We start from the raw sequence: 16,591 nt of genomic DNA, 5'->3' as shown, positions 1-16,591 counted from the left end.
TGATTTCTGGCGTGCTTTTCGTTTTTATTTTTATCAACGCCTATATCCAAAGCGATTATTATCTATTGTCTTTAGGCTACAAACTAGATTGAAGACAAGTTATTAGCTTAGATGGGTGACTTTATTCTGTGTATTAAATAACCCGTCTACAAAACCGATAATAGTAAAGGTAGGAAATTATTGCAAACAAGGGAGAGGCTTAAATGTCCAAATGGGGTAAAAAGAGCATATACATCATTCTGTGCTTAGTCACGATGGCAGTATTTGCAGGTTGCGGAAAAGAGAAAACCGAAGAAGAGAAATTGCAAGAACAAGTACAGCAGGCTTTCAAAGATGCGGGGATACAACTAGATAATTCGTCTCAGTCAGATGAGAAACCTACTGTAGAGTCAGAATTAGCGGAGATCAACAACTTCGTCACTAGAGATATTTGGAACGATGGTCTTGTAAATATCGGTCACTTTGCCCACAGTGGTACTTCTGCAACAGGAGAAACCATAGATATGGAATTCATGATCCAGCAACTCGGCAAGGCGATGGAAAAGAAAACAGAATACGATAAGTATATCCAAGGAATAGATTCAAAATATGATGAAGTGAAACAATTATGGACGAAGGTTTCAGGCGAGATTGATACTTTGTATAAAAAACTTCAAGATAATCCTCCAAAGCCTAATGACGCAGACTACGAGTTTGATACCGGATTGTATCAGCAATACAAAGATGCTTTTTCGGAAGAAGTAGAAACACTAAACCAAAAGTAATAAACTACTTAATTCAGATGTTGAGCAGCTTTGTAAGATGACATAAGTACTATTTCATTAAAGGCCGCAAAAATCGCGGCTTTTTTTATTTAAATGATCAAGTTCATGTTTGGTCTAGTACAGTCGTCATCGAAAGATTAAACGAAGTCATTTTCAAAAAAGTACTGAATAATATGACATACTGTTGTCATCATTCCCGCCCTATAAAAAAGGTTGAGAATATTAAACGGGTGGAGGTATCACCATGATCCCATCAAACAAAGTAATTCTTAATCACTCCTGAAAATGAAATTGAACCTTCAAAAAAGCGAAGACGAGCAAGTGTACTCGTGTTGTGCAGGAAAACTGCATGATATGAGCACGGGAGTAGGCGGAAGTGAAGCTCGTGGAGAGTGCACCGGCCGAAGCTTCAGTCGGTCGGTGCGGCGTACTTCCTCACGTCCGGCTCAAATGTCGTTCCATTGGACAGGTCCACCTCCACGTGGGTAGTTCCGCGATCGTCGGTCAGCACGAGCATGCGCGAGCCTACGAGGGGAACACGGTCGGAACTGGTGCGCATGTGCGCTGAGATGACCCGAGGTGTACCGTCGACGATGTAACCTACCTCGACCTTGAATACCGGGAGATCGAAGAGCCAGCAGTTCGTGAAGCTCACGGTGGTCAGTGTTCCGAAGAACGAGTAGCCCTCCACTCGGAGGCGCTCAATGTCACTCTGACGTAGCCGAGCATGTGCGATCGAGCCGGGCAACCGTAAGAGCGTGATGGCGGCCCAGAGGGCGAAGACGGCTCCGATGACAGCGCCAAGCTCTGGCGGGATCGTCGGCGACATCCCGATGGCCTCGAGGTTGAAGGGGCGCGACGGATTGCTAATCAGCGTCCAGATCAGGAAGACTCCAGCGATTATGACGAGTCCTCCGGCAATCGCGAGCGACACGAAGAGGCCGGCGACCCTGGTCTGTCCGAACTGTTCTACCGCTCGCAAGTACACACCGCCAGTCACACCGATTGCGACGAACAGCAACACCACGGCGACGCCCACCGTGACCGGATGACCGAGGAGCATGCTGATCGCCGGTGTTGGCGCAAGACCGAGTAGGGCACCAAACGGCACGGAGCCTGTCAGCGCCCACAGTGCAGCAGCTGCGAACAGCCACGGCAGCAACGGAGTCGCGCGTCCGACGCCACGTCCCGGCAGCAGTGCAGTCATTCGTCCGCCTCTATCCGTAGTGGAAAACAGCGGCAGCATCTCACTGTGCACATGTTGTCCCTCTGCAGCATCCCTCATAGGTATCCTTCACCTCCATAATTTTTTAGCTATATTTTACCACTTATTGACTACTATATTGACTCATTCCCGAAGACTTTACAATAGAAAATAAACTCACGAACATGCATTAGAAGGCATGAAGAGAGCTGGATTTCACATAAAACCTGTTGATGAGCTTTGGGGTGTTCGAAGATTGTATGTCCACGACCCGATTGGTAAACTTATCAACATTGTTGCTCATGAACTTTTATACTCTAACAGCCAATCGTAAAGGGACCCTGGTTTGTACATCTAATGGGAAACAATAGTTCAATAAATCAGTAGCGAAGCTATGGGTTTGGAACAATCGTGGGAGTGACGGCAACTTTATAATTAGGGAGTGTTATATGGAGCCAGTTGTAGGATTAGATGTGGCTAAAGGAGCCAGCGTCGTTCAGGTTTTTCTACGAAGGAACGAACCGTACGGGATATTTGAGAGTATTGCGCACGAGTAGAACGGTTTTGAACGACTGGGAGAATTGCTTGATGAATTGAAGGTACTCTCGGGCAAGGTGCCGGTCATTATTTTGGAATAATGTTTCTATTGGATGAAAATTGGTGGGCAATTTCTCCAGAGTTTTAGAGGAAATCGAAAAATCTTTCCGAAATAAGAGTAAACGCCGGTGACCTTTAGCAGGTGACCGGCGTTTCCATATTAGCGTTTCGGCATTTTGCTCTCATCCATGTACAGCAAATTCCAACGGTGACCGTCCAAGTCGGCAAATCCTGCGCCGTACATCCAGCCGTCATTTTCACTCGGCTTGCCAAAGATGCTTCCTCCGGCAAACTCTACTTTTTGAATAAAGGCATCTACTTCTTCTCTGCTTCCAGCACCAATGGAAAATATTACTTCTGCACAACGGGAAGTATCTGCGGTTTTTGAACCGGTAAATTTCTCAAACGCCGCATCCGGGAACAGCAGAATCGTTGTTTGGCCTATGGCAAGCTTGGCTCTCTCGTTACCAACGCTCACCGCATGGAATCCAATCTCATTGAAAAAGGCAGTTGACTTCTCAACATCTTTGACCGGTAGGTTTATCCAAATCTCCTGTGACATGGCTGTAGCCTCCTGGAATAAATTTTTAACTTCTCCTACTATACTCTACTTCTGGCTGTAGAAGCGAATCTTATAAAAGAACAGCAAAGTATGACATTCCTGTCATGCATCCTACGATTTACTTAGTAAATACGCGCTCCGCAATCAGGGGTAAACGATCGACTGTATGCAGCCATTGTCAGAATAAAATAAAGTAATAGACTGACGTTACTTTATTAAGCCAACGAGCAGGATAGCTTAATCATATCTAGAATAAATATAGAAAAATACTAACAGCGTTTATAAGTCGAATGAAGAGTGGGGGAAGTTTCTTGGATGAGATTGCAAAAATCGCAAAAGAATTATTAAAGAATATTGAAGAAAATAAACGGAATCTTTTAAGCAGAAATGCTGATAAGAAGGTAATCAATTTTTATGAAATAAATAAGCCATATGGTTGTTTCTCAAATTTTTCGAAACATTCAATTACGTTACAAAACAAAGACTGGCCAACATCGGAACACTATTTTCAAGCTCAAAAGTTTGTAGGTACCGTTCATGAAGATGAATTACGTTTTGCAAGTACGCCAATGGATGCCGCCCGATTAGGCCGAGATAAAAATAAACCGCTCCGTAAAGATTGGGAAGAGTGCAAAGTTAACATTATGCGGGAAGCTATCGTCGCTAAAATAGAACAACATCCAAATGTTAAGTCAATTCTCTTATCAACTGGTGATTGTGCCATTATCTTAATTGAAAAAGAGGTTTTGAATCAATGAATAGCAAAATGATTTGGGGGATAGTATTATTAGCGCTGAGTTTGTTTTTTAAGCCATTATTGGCGATAGTGGGGCTGAATGAAACGTTGTTCGGATTGCAATGGCAAGGTGAAACTGTGTTTTCATTGCGTCCATTCTTAGTTCGGAGTATTCTAGCAATAATTGGTATTATCATGCTTATCATCGGCGGTAAGCAATTTACAAAGCAGAAGAATAAATAGTTGAAAGGATCGAGAGCACAACAATTAATCTTGCTACAGTATTGAACGTTTATATCAAGGTATTGAAGACCGAAAAAGATTATGATAATCCCCAAAAGGGGATTTTTTAATGTTCGTAGAACAAAAGGAGCCATTGAGGCTCCTTTTGTTTGTAATTATCACGATTTACGAAATGTGACACATCACGAACTTTAATATTTTCAGATGACAAGAATATGAGCCGATTAATTACCGCGTAATTAACGAAAATATACGCTAAGCCCTGAATCCGGCTTGGCGTTTTTTCTTACTTTAACCTGAAACGGTACGATCATTCAACAAAACGAGTATCAAAGTTCTATTTATTTCTAACTCGTGGATGTCGATTTGCCATTCTCTCGTTCGTTGTCTTTATAACGGCGAAGTTCAGCTGATCCTGGATGAAGGACAACCGGGAGATACGCAACGGTCGGAATCGACTACACGACACGAAAGGACAGGGATAAAAATGGGGAAAATCATCATGCAGCAATTCATTACGTTGGATGGCGTCATGCAGGCGCCTGGCGAACTCTATGAATTCGAGTATGGGGGCTGGCAACGGTCCTATGTTGGCGAGGAGCACCTGGCACTCATTGTCGAGCAGGCCCACGCGGTTGAAGCACTTCTTCTGGGGCGTAAAACTTACGAGAGCTTCGCGGCAACATGGCCGTCAGCGATCGGCATGCGGGGGCTGGCCGATCGGATGAACGGCATGTCGAAGTTCGTGGCTTCGAGAACACTAAGCCATGCGGAGTGGAATGCCACAATCATCCATGGCGACGCGGCAGAAGAAGCAGCGAAACTCAAGCAGGAGTTAAGCGGAGACTTGCTGGTCGTAGGCAGCGGCGATCTTGCACAAACGCTGATGAAGCATCATCTCATTGACGAATACCGGCTCTGGATCCATCCTGTGATCTTAGGTCGCGGACAACGGCTGTTCAGAGAAGGGATCGAGAAGGCTGCTATGCGCCTCATGGACGCCAAAATACTAAGCACAGGTGTCACGATTCACATCTACCAGCCCGAGATAGGCAATTAACAATAAAGCCATCTGAATTTATTCAACCAGAGACGTCTCCATCATCGTTGTGCAAGTGGAGATGGGACGTCTTTTTACCATTCAGATGCTGATCAGCGATCGAAACATTGGTTGATTCAGTAATATCATGCGCAATGATTGCTAAGAAGACATACGGGTGCTTACGATACCATAAAAAAAATTTGCGAGTATGTCGAGTTTGCCGAAATCTGTTCGTCGTCTGAATAGAGGCTCAAATATCCGTCCGCGAAGGGAGTGATGAATATTAAAATAAAAGCAGTAATAACTGAAAATGAGACGTACTATGCACACAATAACTTCAAAGGACTGTACAAGATTGCCTATTATAGAGTTGGCCGGGGGCCGTCAAACATTCTAGTATCGGGCGCGTTCAGCTATCACAGATCCCCCGGAAAGGTGCTGTTGGCTAATTTGTTGTCAGAGCATTTCACGGTCAACAATTGCAATTACGACTGAATAAAAGATTATAAAATGGACAATGAGAGGGGAATACGATTATTATGTTTACAAATAAGCAGGATACGAGGACGATTCGTCTTCTTCTAATGGGTGGGGTTGTTTCCACACCGCTATTCTACATAGCAGCCATTATTCAATCGTTTACACGTACAGGATTCGATATCAGGCGCCACGCCATCAGTACCCTTACGTTGGGGGATTTGGGATGGATTCAAAGCGCAAATTTCTTCATGACAGGATTGCTTGCTGTTTGTGCAGCGATTGGAGTGCGCCGTTTGCTGCGAGGGCGTATGGGAGGCAAGTGGGGTTCGTTGCTCATTGGAATCTATGGGATTGGCATGATTCTGGCAGGTCTGTTTCGCCCAGATCCTGGCCTCAGCTTTCCCCCAGGTGCCTCTGCCGGAATGCCAACATCGATGAGCGTTCATGCAACACTCCATTCCGTTGCTTTCTTTACGGCTTTTATTTGTCTAATTGCGGCAAGCATTGTTTTTGCACGTCGGTTTGCTACACAAGGCGAGCGTGGTTGGAGTATCTATTGTATTGCATCTTGTATCCTTGCGCCAGTGCTCATTATTTTAGGCTCAAGTATCGGCACTTGGATCGGCGTTATTATGGGGAGCGCTGGAATTGTTGCCTTCGGTTGGGTTTCGGTTCTTACCGCGAGATTACGTGTTGAAGCCCTTTAGGCATAGATTCAACAAGAGAGAACCGTTAATGATTTCCGATTCATTCGAGCCGGTTACGTATAACCGCAGCAGCAGTCTTGTTTTGAACTATCACGATGAGTCAGAAGTCAAAATGGCATATGCCAGGCTAAGCAAGGGCAGCGAAATCCCTGGTGTTTTATACGAACGATGTGGGAGCTATCTCGGCAACTCCTTGTATATCTTCACAAAATAAAGGTTTTTGTATAGATGTACTGATAGGCGTTAAGATAACGGGCAGCTTTAGACATATTCGAACGGAGTGAGAGGTATGGATGTACAAAGTATTATTTCCAAAATTATTGATTGTCTTAAGCAAATCGATGGTGTGCAGGCTCTGGTTCTTGGTGGTTCAAGAGCTAGGGGGACTGAAAACCACAACTCAGATATTGATATTGGAATTTATTATAACCTAAAGAATGGGTTAGACATTTCCCACCTTGATCGGATAGCTTCCACCTTGGATGATGATAATAGAGTCAATTTAATAACAGAAATCGGTGGCTGGGGGCCATGGATAAATGGTGGTGGTTGGCTGAAAGTGCATCAACAACCGGTCGATTTTATATACCGTGATCTTAATATAGTGTCAAAAGTAATTGACAACTGTCTCAGAGGGGATCTTACAATCGACTATCAACCGGGACATCCTCATGGATTTATCAATTCTATATATTTAGCTGAAATCGCGTTGTGTAGGATTTTATGGGATCCAACAGGTCTTATTGGAGAAATGAAGTCTAGAACAAGTCCATACTCGCACGTTTTGCAAAAAGCAGTAATTCAAAAATTTTTATGGGAAGCGAATTTCTCCTTAGAGAATGGGAAAAAAGGTATCTATAAAAATGATTTATCTTACTTTGCTGGATGTTGTTTTAGATCAGTCTCTTGTTTAAATCAGGTTTTGTTTGCACTTAATGAAACATACTGGATGAACGAAAAAGGAGCTGCTGCTATCGTCGATACTTTTAGCATGGTCCCAAGCAATTACTCCCATAGAATAAACAAGATATTCACCTTAGTGACAGAAGAGCAGGCCGGTTTGGAGAAAGCTCTAAGCCTGTTACATGATCTGATTCACGAAACAGACAATCTAGTGAAAAATAAAAATCTGCTGAACTAACGCGACACTATAGCTCAATAAGCAACTAGAACGAGGCTGCCGGTACGGATCGGCAGCCTCGTTGCACTAACAGGCAGGTTAACGATGATTAAGTTAAAATTATTCGTTGTTAGGAGGAAATTATTTACCAATACATGCGTCATATTGGTGATTTTTTTATGATCCAATGCAAGTTCATTGATCAATCCGTTTAAGAAAATTGCAGCTGCAGTATTATAGAAAAACATTGTGGTATGACTGAAAAATTGAACATTGAAATAAATGGAAAAAATTAGATTTTACAATGGAAACTTTACATGAGTTTAGAATTACAATTCATGATGAGCAAAATAAACTTTAAGGATTAACTCTAAAATTAACTCTAAGGATAATTACGACAGCTGAATTGTAGCATTACTAATGAAATTAAACTCTAGATTTTATTAGTATTAATTCACAAGAGCAAACCGTTTAATTTGGAGCGGAAGTTGTATGGAATTTATCATTATAATGAAATACATAAAATGAAGGCAAGAGTAAGTGAAGTAACAGCAAGTTAAAGACGGATCAGTCATTACTGTTAATTTCATTACTACTTCTTCACAAAACTCGTATTTTGTACATATGTATTAAAATCGATTTAAAGCCTAGTAACTACTGAATTTTCATTTACAACCGTGTCGGATGACACAAGAATTGATTCCATAAATGTGGGTCTGCTTGCTTACGCTTAAGATATCGATAGTACGCGCTTCTCCATACATCAAGCAATTCACATAGCAGGGTCACTGGGTAAACATCAGATAACTCCTCGATAATTGCATACTTGCCTTTCACACCTCCCGTTTCCAGATTTCTAAGCACTTTTTTAAAACCGTATTCTCCCGTTGAAGTTGTTGGTTGTAACGATCCTTATCTTTATATTCTTCGCGGCGGCCTCTGTTATTCAATAATCCGTACTTGCCTTTTTTCCTAAATTTATACACCTATTTACGAACTCTATCTTTATCTTGTATTCCATACTTCTCTGTAATTTGCTTGTACGTCCATCTATCCTCTTCGTGTAAACGTACGGCTTCTTTCCTTACTTCATATGAATACAATTTATTCGGTTGCTCTCTTTTCCTCATAAAAATACACCCCTAAAGTATCATCGGTTTCCCATATGGGTTTTTCCAATGTTTACTAAAAGGGGTGCACTTCAGTTTCGTGCATGGGCTTGTTTTGTTATTTGGGATGAGAACCCCATATTAGGCTTTACGCGTTATGCTAATGGTTCAGCTGCCATAAACTTCGAACTCATAAAGAGAATACCAGTGGCCTGTGCCTCGATCTGTCGCATGCATCCTTATATACCTTGCATTTACCGGTTCAAAGTAGATATCGTCTATACCACCGTCTCCATTCGTTGTCATGTATATATCCGTCCAGTTGGTTGCATCGTTCGACACCTGAATCTTATAGCCCTTAGCATAAGCATACTCCCAGTTGAGTTTGACATTGTTGACGCGGGTTTCCTGTCCGAGGTCTACATAGATCCATTGCGGATTTGAAAACAGGCTGGCCCATCTTGTCGTTACATTACCATCCACCGCTTTATCGGCCGTTAATGTGGATGTCTCGTTGGAAGAAGATGTTGCCGATTTGTTTAACGCTAGATTCGGTTTGCCATAAACCTGGAATTCATATAAGGAATAGCCATAGAAGGAGTAAGCTCTCTGGGTTCCGTACATTCTTACATACCTTGCATTTACGGCAGTAAAGAATATATCGTCAATCCCCCCGTCTCCATTCGTTGTCGTATACACATCCATCCAGTTGACACCGTCATTCGATACTTGAATCTTGTAGCCTTTGCCATAGGCAAGCTCCCAATTCAATATAACTCGATTTATGTTATAAGCCTGCCCAAGGTCGATCGTAATCCATTGCGGGTCTGCAAACTGACTGGCCCATCTTGTCGCCACGTTACCGTCAACCGCATTATTCGGAGAAAGAGCTGCCTCTTGATTGGAAGATGACGTAGCTGTATTATTTAACGCCAAATTTGTTGTAGTAGCGGATCCGACGCTGTCTCCATATACTTGAAACTCATAAATAGAGTAACCATAGCTCGTGCCCCTCTCTGTTGCGTGCATTCTCACATATCTTGCCGTTGTAGGCACAAAGCCTATATCGTCTACACCTCCGTTGCCTGTCGTTGTCGAGTACACATCGGTCCAATTGACCGCATCATTCGATACTTGAATTTTGTAGCTCTTGCCGTAAGCATACTCCCAGTTAAGTTTGACGCGTTTGATGTTGTAGGCTTGCCCGAGATCGACGTAAATCCACTCTGTACTTGAATACTGTTGGCTTGACCACCGTGTACCCGGCAAATTGTCAACAGCTTTAGCAGCGGATAGAGAAGAACTTTGGTTGGAAGAGGCTACTGCCGATTTACCGCTTGCAAGATTAACTGGAATGGTATACGTTCCTTTAACAAATTTGTAGATATCTTCATACATCTGTCTCCCGTCATAAACTCCGTTTACACCGTTGTTATTCTTGTTTTTATACAAGTTATATATCCCAAAAATATCTTGATACCAACCCTTGACCGCTCCCGTCATGTATCCGTATTCTACGCCGGCCTTTAAGTAATTATCGAATCGGTTTTTAAAATCGGGGTCGAACATCGCTCTTTCGTCAAACTCCATTTCGATGCCCTTATTATATGTTTGAGCTTGGGTCGATACATTCGTCATTCTCGAATAATCAGTCTCCGGAACGAAATAGTGATTGGGCTGCTGGATGCTAAAATCGATTGCATAATTATTCCAGTTATTGCTTTGTCCGGCACCAAAGTATGGAATCCAGGCAAGTTTCAGACCAAGCGTATGAAGATAGTTACCAGAGTTATTAATTGCATTTACTTCACCCGGATTGCCGGGATCAATATCTTCATGGAACCAGTAGAAGCCTTTTAATTCAAGGTTGCTGTATTGGGCTTGATTCCATCTGCTTAATACGGTGTCGATATACCATTTGGTTACCTTCGTCATATTGCTAGGCGTCGAATTCAGATTTTCGCTGATTCCGTCGTTATCGACATCTCCGAAATTGGTGATTTCACTATTAGGATAAGGCATCATAATATATACTTTGGATTTGTAATTTGTTAGGTTTAGTGTGGTTGCAACTTGCTGGGTTGCTTGGTTGAGGGCATCGAGTTGTTGATTAGCGGTGAAAATGCGGTTTATATACCATTCCCAATCCGCCTTATAGGTCCACTTGGCAGGGTCCGCTGTATCACCAAAATCTCTATAGTCAGATGTGTTGATTCCTAGAAATAGAAATGAATCGAAAAAGGTGTCATCCATCACATTATTACTGTTGTAGTGCGCAACATAGGGCAAAAGCGTATTCTTGTCATACGTGCCGATTTCTCTTCCCTCATATGTCGTTCGTCCACCGTAATATCCAGTATAAAGCAAGGCCATGTTCTTCACATTTCCAGATGCCGCGGTATTTGGTGGGAAATATCCTGTAGCAGCAGCTGCAAGCGGCTGTTCTAAGTTAGACTGGGGTTGTTGCTCGAGATCAGGATCGGACTTTTCTTGTTGTCCCTGCTGATTAGGAACTTGAAGTAAAGGCTGTTGATCCTCCTGCCCCTGCGAAATCTTCGGCGACCTATCCCCTTCTCCCTTCACTACTGATGGTTGAACAGAAAAAACAATCGATAAGATTAACACAAATGATAACAACAAGGAACTTCGTCTTGGATACCTCTGACTTCGCTTCATCTTTCATCCCCATTTCTTAGGTTTAAATGATTTTAACAAGTCTGGTACATTGTCTTGATCCGAGTGTCCATTTTATCCAAGCTCCAAACGGCCTCTTTACGACTAATTCTATGAGGCAATTTTATGCTTGGAAATAGATTTTTGTTTACTTTCATATACACCTTTTTACAAATCAAAAAAATGAACCGATGCACCTTTCTCTCGTTTCTTCGTATGTGACCTACGCACATATATTCAAACCCATACGCCGCAAGGAATTCACCAAAAAAAACTTGCCCTTATTTGTGGTACGGTTCACCGCGTTTGATCTTAAACTATCTTGCCCGTAAGCTCAATGGCCTGCAGAACATAGTTACAAAATTCAATTAATGCTAATTGAAGATATTATAAACGAATTCCAAAAAGCACTAAATAAATGAAAAGTCCCTTTTTACCATTTTCTCTTTGTAGTCGATTTTGGTTTGATTGTGAAATATGCAGAACACTTGATAAAATAGTTCATCGGCAATCGGTATACATTCTTGGCCTTTTTCGGCATTCGGTACATATTCTTGACATTGCACACTGCCAAGAATATGTACCGATAAAACAAAAAAACCGCGATTTACGCGGTAGTTAATCGGCTCATATTCTTGTCATCCGACATTACATGGCTTGTGTCACAATCTATCTTGTATTCTTAGCATTGTTATTTTGTCCACACACCTTAGATCGAGGAAGCGCTCTCACACTCCCCCTTGATCCAATAGAAGGTAGCCGGTATCATTAGTATCGGCAAATTTGATTGCTATTAATCAATTAGGACGCACACTACGCCAGCACCTCTTGAGGTCGCATCGAGTTGGCTGCGCGCAGTTGTCCGTTAACAGTGGCTTTCCATCCGCTCAATTGTCTATCTGTGAGCTACTGACTTCCTCAAAGAATATTACAATCATCCTATTCATTTTTGTTCCATCAGATATAGGGCAATCAACACTAAGCTCCTCTAGAATTGAATATAACCTGACGATTTCCCTACTTTTTTTGGAACAGATAGTCAAACTGCTTCCGGAATATATCAGCACGGCGCGGATGGTTGAGATGCCCGATCGTTTTGATCTGAAGTTTCCGGCAAGCGGATTTAGCCTTCTTCCCTACGGACACCAGTTTTATACCGGGAAAAAGATCGACGACGAACTGCAGAATAGTTATACCCCACTCCAGTTCCTCTTTCTCAGGAGTTCGATTCTTACCTAGCTCATCAGAGGGGTGTAGCGGGAACACGTTCCACATCACCGACGGGCGCTTCAAAGTCTCGACGGAACCCCAAATGACGGTGGAAGACCGCTCGGACTGGTTACCCTCTACGACGAACTGCACACCAGGCAGATGCTTCTTATACTGTCCGAGGCGAATCAACCGTTCCGACGAAAACGGGACACCAGTAAGTACGCAACCGTCCCTACCAGGCGCCTCGCCGATAAACAAATGCTCTGGATTATTCCAGAAAAGTATATTGAAATAGTGAGTTAGGTTCCGTTGTTTCATGCTAGACTCTGCATAAAAATTACTGACATTTGGGAAATCCCTCTTGGCCACGATCAGTTCGACAATTTGTCGTACTTTCCGATCAAATATAGTCTCTTCATCCACCTCTGGATGAAGCCTAGCATCTCCGCTACATGAATAACCCTCTCTTTTTATACTTCGTTTTAACATAGCTTCGCGGTCATCCATAAAAATATCGCCCCTCTCTTATATCCATTGTGAGGCTTAATCATGAATTTCTCAAAGACGAAAATGGAGCATTTTTCCTATGCCGTTCCTATATGACGATTGGAAGGATCTCATTTTATCGCTGGAATTCGCTGTTTTTCATTTAAACAGTTTTTATTCTTTTATTGATTAGGATAGAAATAGTCTTTGAAGTAATCTCCCTTATCTGATGAATGTGTTTCCTCATTACAGCAATTTACAAAGCGTCGGTCGCACCGTAATGAACCGGGAGTACGCACTGTAGCCGCAAGATGGCTCCGTCGAAGTACGCTTAATCCCCTCAATAACGACACAATAATCCCTCATTCTCTATCATGGGCGCAGGTGACCGTATAACAAACCGAGATTGGCGAGAAAATAACTTCGAATCTGAGGGCGCTTTTGTGTCAACCTCCGAATGTTGGGGTAGCTTTCTGTCAGAAACAATTGACACAATTATCCCCTCAATCATTCCATGGAATCTAATGCGTCCGATAAGTCATATGGGTGCTTTTGTGTCATTGGACATTACATGGCTTGTGTCACAATCTATCTTGTATTCTTAGCATTGTTATTTTGTCCACACACCCTAAATCGAGGAAGCGCTCTCACACTCCCCCTTTATCCAATAGAAGGCAGCCGGTATCATTAGTATCGGCAAATTTGATTGCTATTAAATATAATGATATTCATAGGACGCACACTACGCCAGCACCTCTTGAGGTCGCATCGAGTTGGCTGCGCGCAGTTGTCCGTTAACAGTGGCTTCCCGTCCACTCAAGTGTCTATCTGTGAGCTACTGACTTCCTCAAAGAATATTACAATCATCCTATTCATTTTTGTTCCATCAGATATAGGGAAATCAACACTAAGCTCCTCTAGAATTGAATATAACCTGACAATTTCCCTACTTATTTTGGAAACAGATAGTCAAACTGCTTCCGGAATATATCAGCACGGCGCGGATCGGGGATAATATTCTATCATCTGCAAACTGAACATATAGTATGATTTTCACCTTTACTTATTCTATAGCTTTGTCTATACTCTTGGTGCAGAGGCCCTCTTACATAATTCACTAATATTTCTAATTAAAGGAGATGTAAGGATGAAGAAAGGTATATTTTCCCTCTCACTTGTTTTAGTCATGCTTTTGAGTTTTGCAGCAACAGCATTCGCTGCGTTTAGTTACACTAGCCCGAACGTCACAATCTCAAGCGGAACCATTAAATTTGGACATGGCGTTATTGTTAACACGGGTAAATACCGTGATACTTTGACGATTAATGTTTATCGCGGGAACACATTTGTTGCTTCCAAACAAATCACGTTGAACCCTCAAGAATGGACTTATCCGGGTTCTACAACCACACCATTATTAACAATAGCAACTGGACAACCAGCTGGCGAATACCGTTATACGTTATCAGCTCCAGGGAGCTGGCATGTTATGGCAGGTTTTGCGAGTTAATAGCGAATAAATAGTAATTATCATTAAAACCTCTCGTCTATGACGAGAGGTTTATTAAATTATTAGGACTTAAAATGCGAAAAAAAAGAGCGAATCTCAGGAGGAATTCCTGAAATCGCTCAGCTTGAATGTAAGTATTTTAAATCCATCTTGTTTCTAGGATGTATACGATGTCAAATGAACATTGGGGTATAACAAATGATCGCTTAGCTTAACAATATTTCACCTTCAAAATCTCAATATAATTTGAATCAATTCCAGTAATATTGGATACTGTTCCAATTTCAATTCCTTGTTTTAAGGCATTTCGGGCAATTCTCAAGTTATGTTTCATTTTCAACACCCTATCTTTGAATAAAATATCGTCAAAATCTAAATATTCATCAGCAATTTCTCCGTCTAAATTAAATTCAATATCATAAGTACCGATGTGTTCTTCTAAATAAAAAATATTTACTGAACAAAATATTACTGCTTCTTCAAGGTTAAAAGTATATTTAAGGTACATTGACCGTTCATGTACACTAATAAAATCCTCATACAACTTTCCATGAAATGTGTCGTGGTAATCGTCTTTCTCTTCTTGACGCCATTTTCTAAAATAACTCCAAAAGCCTTCGACAGTCCTATTTATTGCATTATGGCTAGTTTCCCATTCAAGTAATGATTTTTTGTTCATACTATATTTCACTTCCTACAACATTATATCATGCATGTTTTCCATTTTATCCTGATTTCATTGAACTATCCTGCACGTTAGCTCAACGAGGATGCCGATTAATGCCGGCAGCCTCATCCTGGTGATTATGAAGCTTTAGTTCCCAGTAAGCTTAATATCTTGGCGCATAAATGTGATCAGTATCGGTATCAATTACGATTTCATATCTGACGCTCTCCAGATATAATGAAGGCACCCGCTCAAATTGAAAAAGCCTGCAAAAAACATCTGTAAACTCACTCATGCTCGTGCATAGGTTTTTGGCTAATCTGTACATATCACTTAATTCCTTTATTGAACATGTCTTGACGATAAGAAATGAATGCTCGAAATAACCATCAATCTCGACTATCACATAATCACCGCCGGTTGCTAACCAGCCTCTGAGCTCAAAGTTATGGACTGCTTCACTTTTGTTTAACTAACGTTCTCCGTTAGCTTAACGACCTGATCCTCTAAAGCTCACTCCAGTTATTACTTAATGATTTATCCTTAACGGTCGTGCGCTTTATGTTCCTTAGGATCTGATAAACTACTCGGTATAATAAGAATCCGATTAGTGTCCCCGCGCTGTTTAAAATCAAATCATCTACATCGACTGACCTTGTACCGAGCGAAAGAAGTGATATGGTCAACTGGATCATTTCAATTGCGAGAGACACCGATAGTCCGTATAGGAATGCTCTCCCCACCGTTTTGACCTTCATAATCCCCCAAGAGTATACCAAAAGGAAGCAGCAAAAGAAGATTTCCCAAGACATTTCGAATACCGACCATATAATAAAAATGATTGAGCGAGCCGGAAATACTCTTAAACGGAATGAGGTTATAAGAAAGGACAACACCGTTTGTTTTCATATCCGCAATTAGCTGCTGGTCAATAGGCATGGGAAAGAACGTCACTGAAATAACCGCGCCCCCGTAAATCAAAGCCAATATACTGACAACATGGAAGATAAATCGTTTTTTGAAGAGCAGGTTAAAGATGATGAGAATTGGTACTCCTATCACGACTATTGTAATAAAGGCAAAGCTGGTGTCAAGCATCCCTCGTACTCCTTCCAATCTAAGAAATTTCTTAGACTTAATTCGCCACACTTACAGTATTTACCTTCGCCGAAAGTTAAAGTAAGTCCGAATGATACTCTAAACTGCCCGTTAGCGCAACGAAGCTGCCAATCCAGATTGAGGTCGAAGTCATTGCAGTTAAACGAACATTTTATGAGCCAACACAATGGCATTAACCGCTGATACAGTATCCTTGGCTACCAGCTGTTCATCCAGCTTAAAATGAAGTTGTAAGGTAGAGACTGGTGGATTTTTAGTAGAAATCATGAGCCCAACCTCATGAGATGAAAGCACTTTCGCTTGAATGATTTGCAGCCAGGGGATAAGATCCGGTAATGATTTATTCTCCGAAGGGCCGGT

At 41.8% G+C, this 16,591-nt stretch carries 14 protein-coding genes and 2 pseudogenes; 8 read left to right on the top strand and 8 right to left on the bottom strand.

Annotation, left to right across the window (positions count from 1 at the left end; all coding sequences use genetic code 11):
* The first annotated feature begins 203 nt into the window (after positions 1 to 203).
* Entirely contained in the window at positions 204 to 764 is a 561-nt protein-coding gene (locus tag AB4Z50_RS24655) for a hypothetical protein (RefSeq protein WP_441883108.1), read from the top strand.
* Positions 765 to 1,173: 409 nt separating this feature from the next.
* Here the strand turns inward: AB4Z50_RS24655 and AB4Z50_RS24650 are convergent, their stop codons facing one another.
* Entirely contained in the window at positions 1,174 to 1,971 is a 798-nt protein-coding gene (locus AB4Z50_RS24650) for a hypothetical protein (protein WP_441883106.1), read from the bottom strand.
* A 754-nt stretch (positions 1,972 to 2,725) separates the two neighbouring features.
* Complete coding sequence (locus AB4Z50_RS24645; RefSeq protein WP_441883104.1) at positions 2,726 to 3,127, bottom strand: VOC family protein; 402 nt, start codon at positions 3,125 to 3,127, stop codon at positions 2,726 to 2,728.
* Positions 3,128 to 3,438: 311 nt separating this feature from the next.
* On the opposite strand from AB4Z50_RS24645, the gene AB4Z50_RS24640 reads away from it, so the two are divergent.
* From AB4Z50_RS24640 to AB4Z50_RS24615, 6 genes are all read left to right on the top strand, one after another.
* Entirely contained in the window at positions 3,439 to 3,885 is a 447-nt protein-coding gene (locus AB4Z50_RS24640) for an NADAR family protein (protein WP_441883102.1), read from the top strand.
* Positions 3,882 to 4,106, top strand: coding sequence for a hypothetical protein (locus AB4Z50_RS24635; protein ID WP_441883100.1), 225 nt, complete (start codon positions 3,882 to 3,884; stop codon positions 4,104 to 4,106). The genes AB4Z50_RS24640 and AB4Z50_RS24635 overlap by 4 nt, the downstream gene beginning before the upstream one ends.
* Before the next feature lie 487 nt (positions 4,107 to 4,593).
* The gene (locus AB4Z50_RS24630; RefSeq protein ID WP_441883098.1) at positions 4,594 to 5,166 is read left to right on the top strand and encodes a dihydrofolate reductase family protein; all 573 of its coding nucleotides are present in this window, start codon (positions 4,594 to 4,596) and stop codon (positions 5,164 to 5,166) included.
* A 521-nt stretch (positions 5,167 to 5,687) separates the two neighbouring features.
* A complete protein-coding gene (locus AB4Z50_RS24625; RefSeq protein ID WP_441883096.1) occupies positions 5,688 to 6,335 on the top strand; it encodes a DUF998 domain-containing protein in 648 nt (215 codons plus the stop codon).
* A 28-nt stretch (positions 6,336 to 6,363) separates the two neighbouring features.
* Entirely contained in the window at positions 6,364 to 6,549 is a 186-nt protein-coding gene (locus tag AB4Z50_RS24620; RefSeq protein ID WP_441883094.1) for a hypothetical protein, read from the top strand.
* 75 nt (positions 6,550 to 6,624) lie between these two features.
* Entirely contained in the window at positions 6,625 to 7,476 is an 852-nt protein-coding gene (locus tag AB4Z50_RS24615; RefSeq protein WP_441883092.1) for a nucleotidyltransferase domain-containing protein, read from the top strand.
* A gap of 14 nt (positions 7,477 to 7,490) precedes the next feature.
* Here AB4Z50_RS24615 and AB4Z50_RS24610 read toward each other — a convergent pair whose 3' ends face one another.
* The 3 genes from AB4Z50_RS24610 to AB4Z50_RS24600 form a co-directional block, all read right to left on the bottom strand.
* Positions 7,491 to 7,643, bottom strand: coding sequence for a hypothetical protein (locus AB4Z50_RS24610; RefSeq protein ID WP_441883090.1), 153 nt, complete (start codon positions 7,641 to 7,643; stop codon positions 7,491 to 7,493).
* A 1,089-nt stretch (positions 7,644 to 8,732) separates the two neighbouring features.
* On the bottom strand, positions 8,733 to 11,204 hold the full coding sequence (locus AB4Z50_RS24605) for a DUF4855 domain-containing protein (RefSeq protein WP_441883088.1): 2,472 nt from the start codon (positions 11,202 to 11,204) through the stop codon (positions 8,733 to 8,735).
* A gap of 1,050 nt (positions 11,205 to 12,254) precedes the next feature.
* On the bottom strand, positions 12,255 to 12,956 hold the full coding sequence (locus AB4Z50_RS24600; RefSeq protein WP_441883087.1) for a uracil-DNA glycosylase: 702 nt from the start codon (positions 12,954 to 12,956) through the stop codon (positions 12,255 to 12,257).
* A 1,126-nt stretch (positions 12,957 to 14,082) separates the two neighbouring features.
* Here AB4Z50_RS24600 and AB4Z50_RS24595 point away from each other — a divergent pair.
* Entirely contained in the window at positions 14,083 to 14,445 is a 363-nt protein-coding gene (locus AB4Z50_RS24595; RefSeq protein ID WP_339209213.1) for a hypothetical protein, read from the top strand.
* A 211-nt stretch (positions 14,446 to 14,656) separates the two neighbouring features.
* Here the strand turns inward: AB4Z50_RS24595 and AB4Z50_RS24590 are convergent, their stop codons facing one another.
* The 3 genes and pseudogenes from AB4Z50_RS24590 to AB4Z50_RS24580 form a co-directional block, all read right to left on the bottom strand.
* Positions 14,657 to 15,124 carry a hypothetical protein gene (locus tag AB4Z50_RS24590; protein ID WP_441883085.1) on the bottom strand — a complete coding sequence of 156 codons (468 nt, stop codon included), beginning with the start codon at positions 15,122 to 15,124 and terminating at the stop codon, positions 14,657 to 14,659.
* Positions 15,125 to 15,618: 494 nt separating this feature from the next.
* Positions 15,619 to 16,051 (bottom strand): annotated as a pseudogene (locus tag AB4Z50_RS24585) (VanZ family protein).
* A gap of 318 nt (positions 16,052 to 16,369) precedes the next feature.
* Positions 16,370 to 16,591, bottom strand: a pseudogene (locus AB4Z50_RS24580) (hypothetical protein); the annotation flags it as partial.

Origin of the sequence: Paenibacillus sp. 2TAB26 (genome assembly GCF_052115145.1) — a bacterium.
In the GTDB taxonomy this organism is placed as follows: Bacteria; Bacillota; Bacilli; order Paenibacillales; family Paenibacillaceae; genus Pristimantibacillus.
Note: the sequence above shows the minus strand (reverse complement) of the source record. Positions and strands in the feature narration are given on the sequence as shown.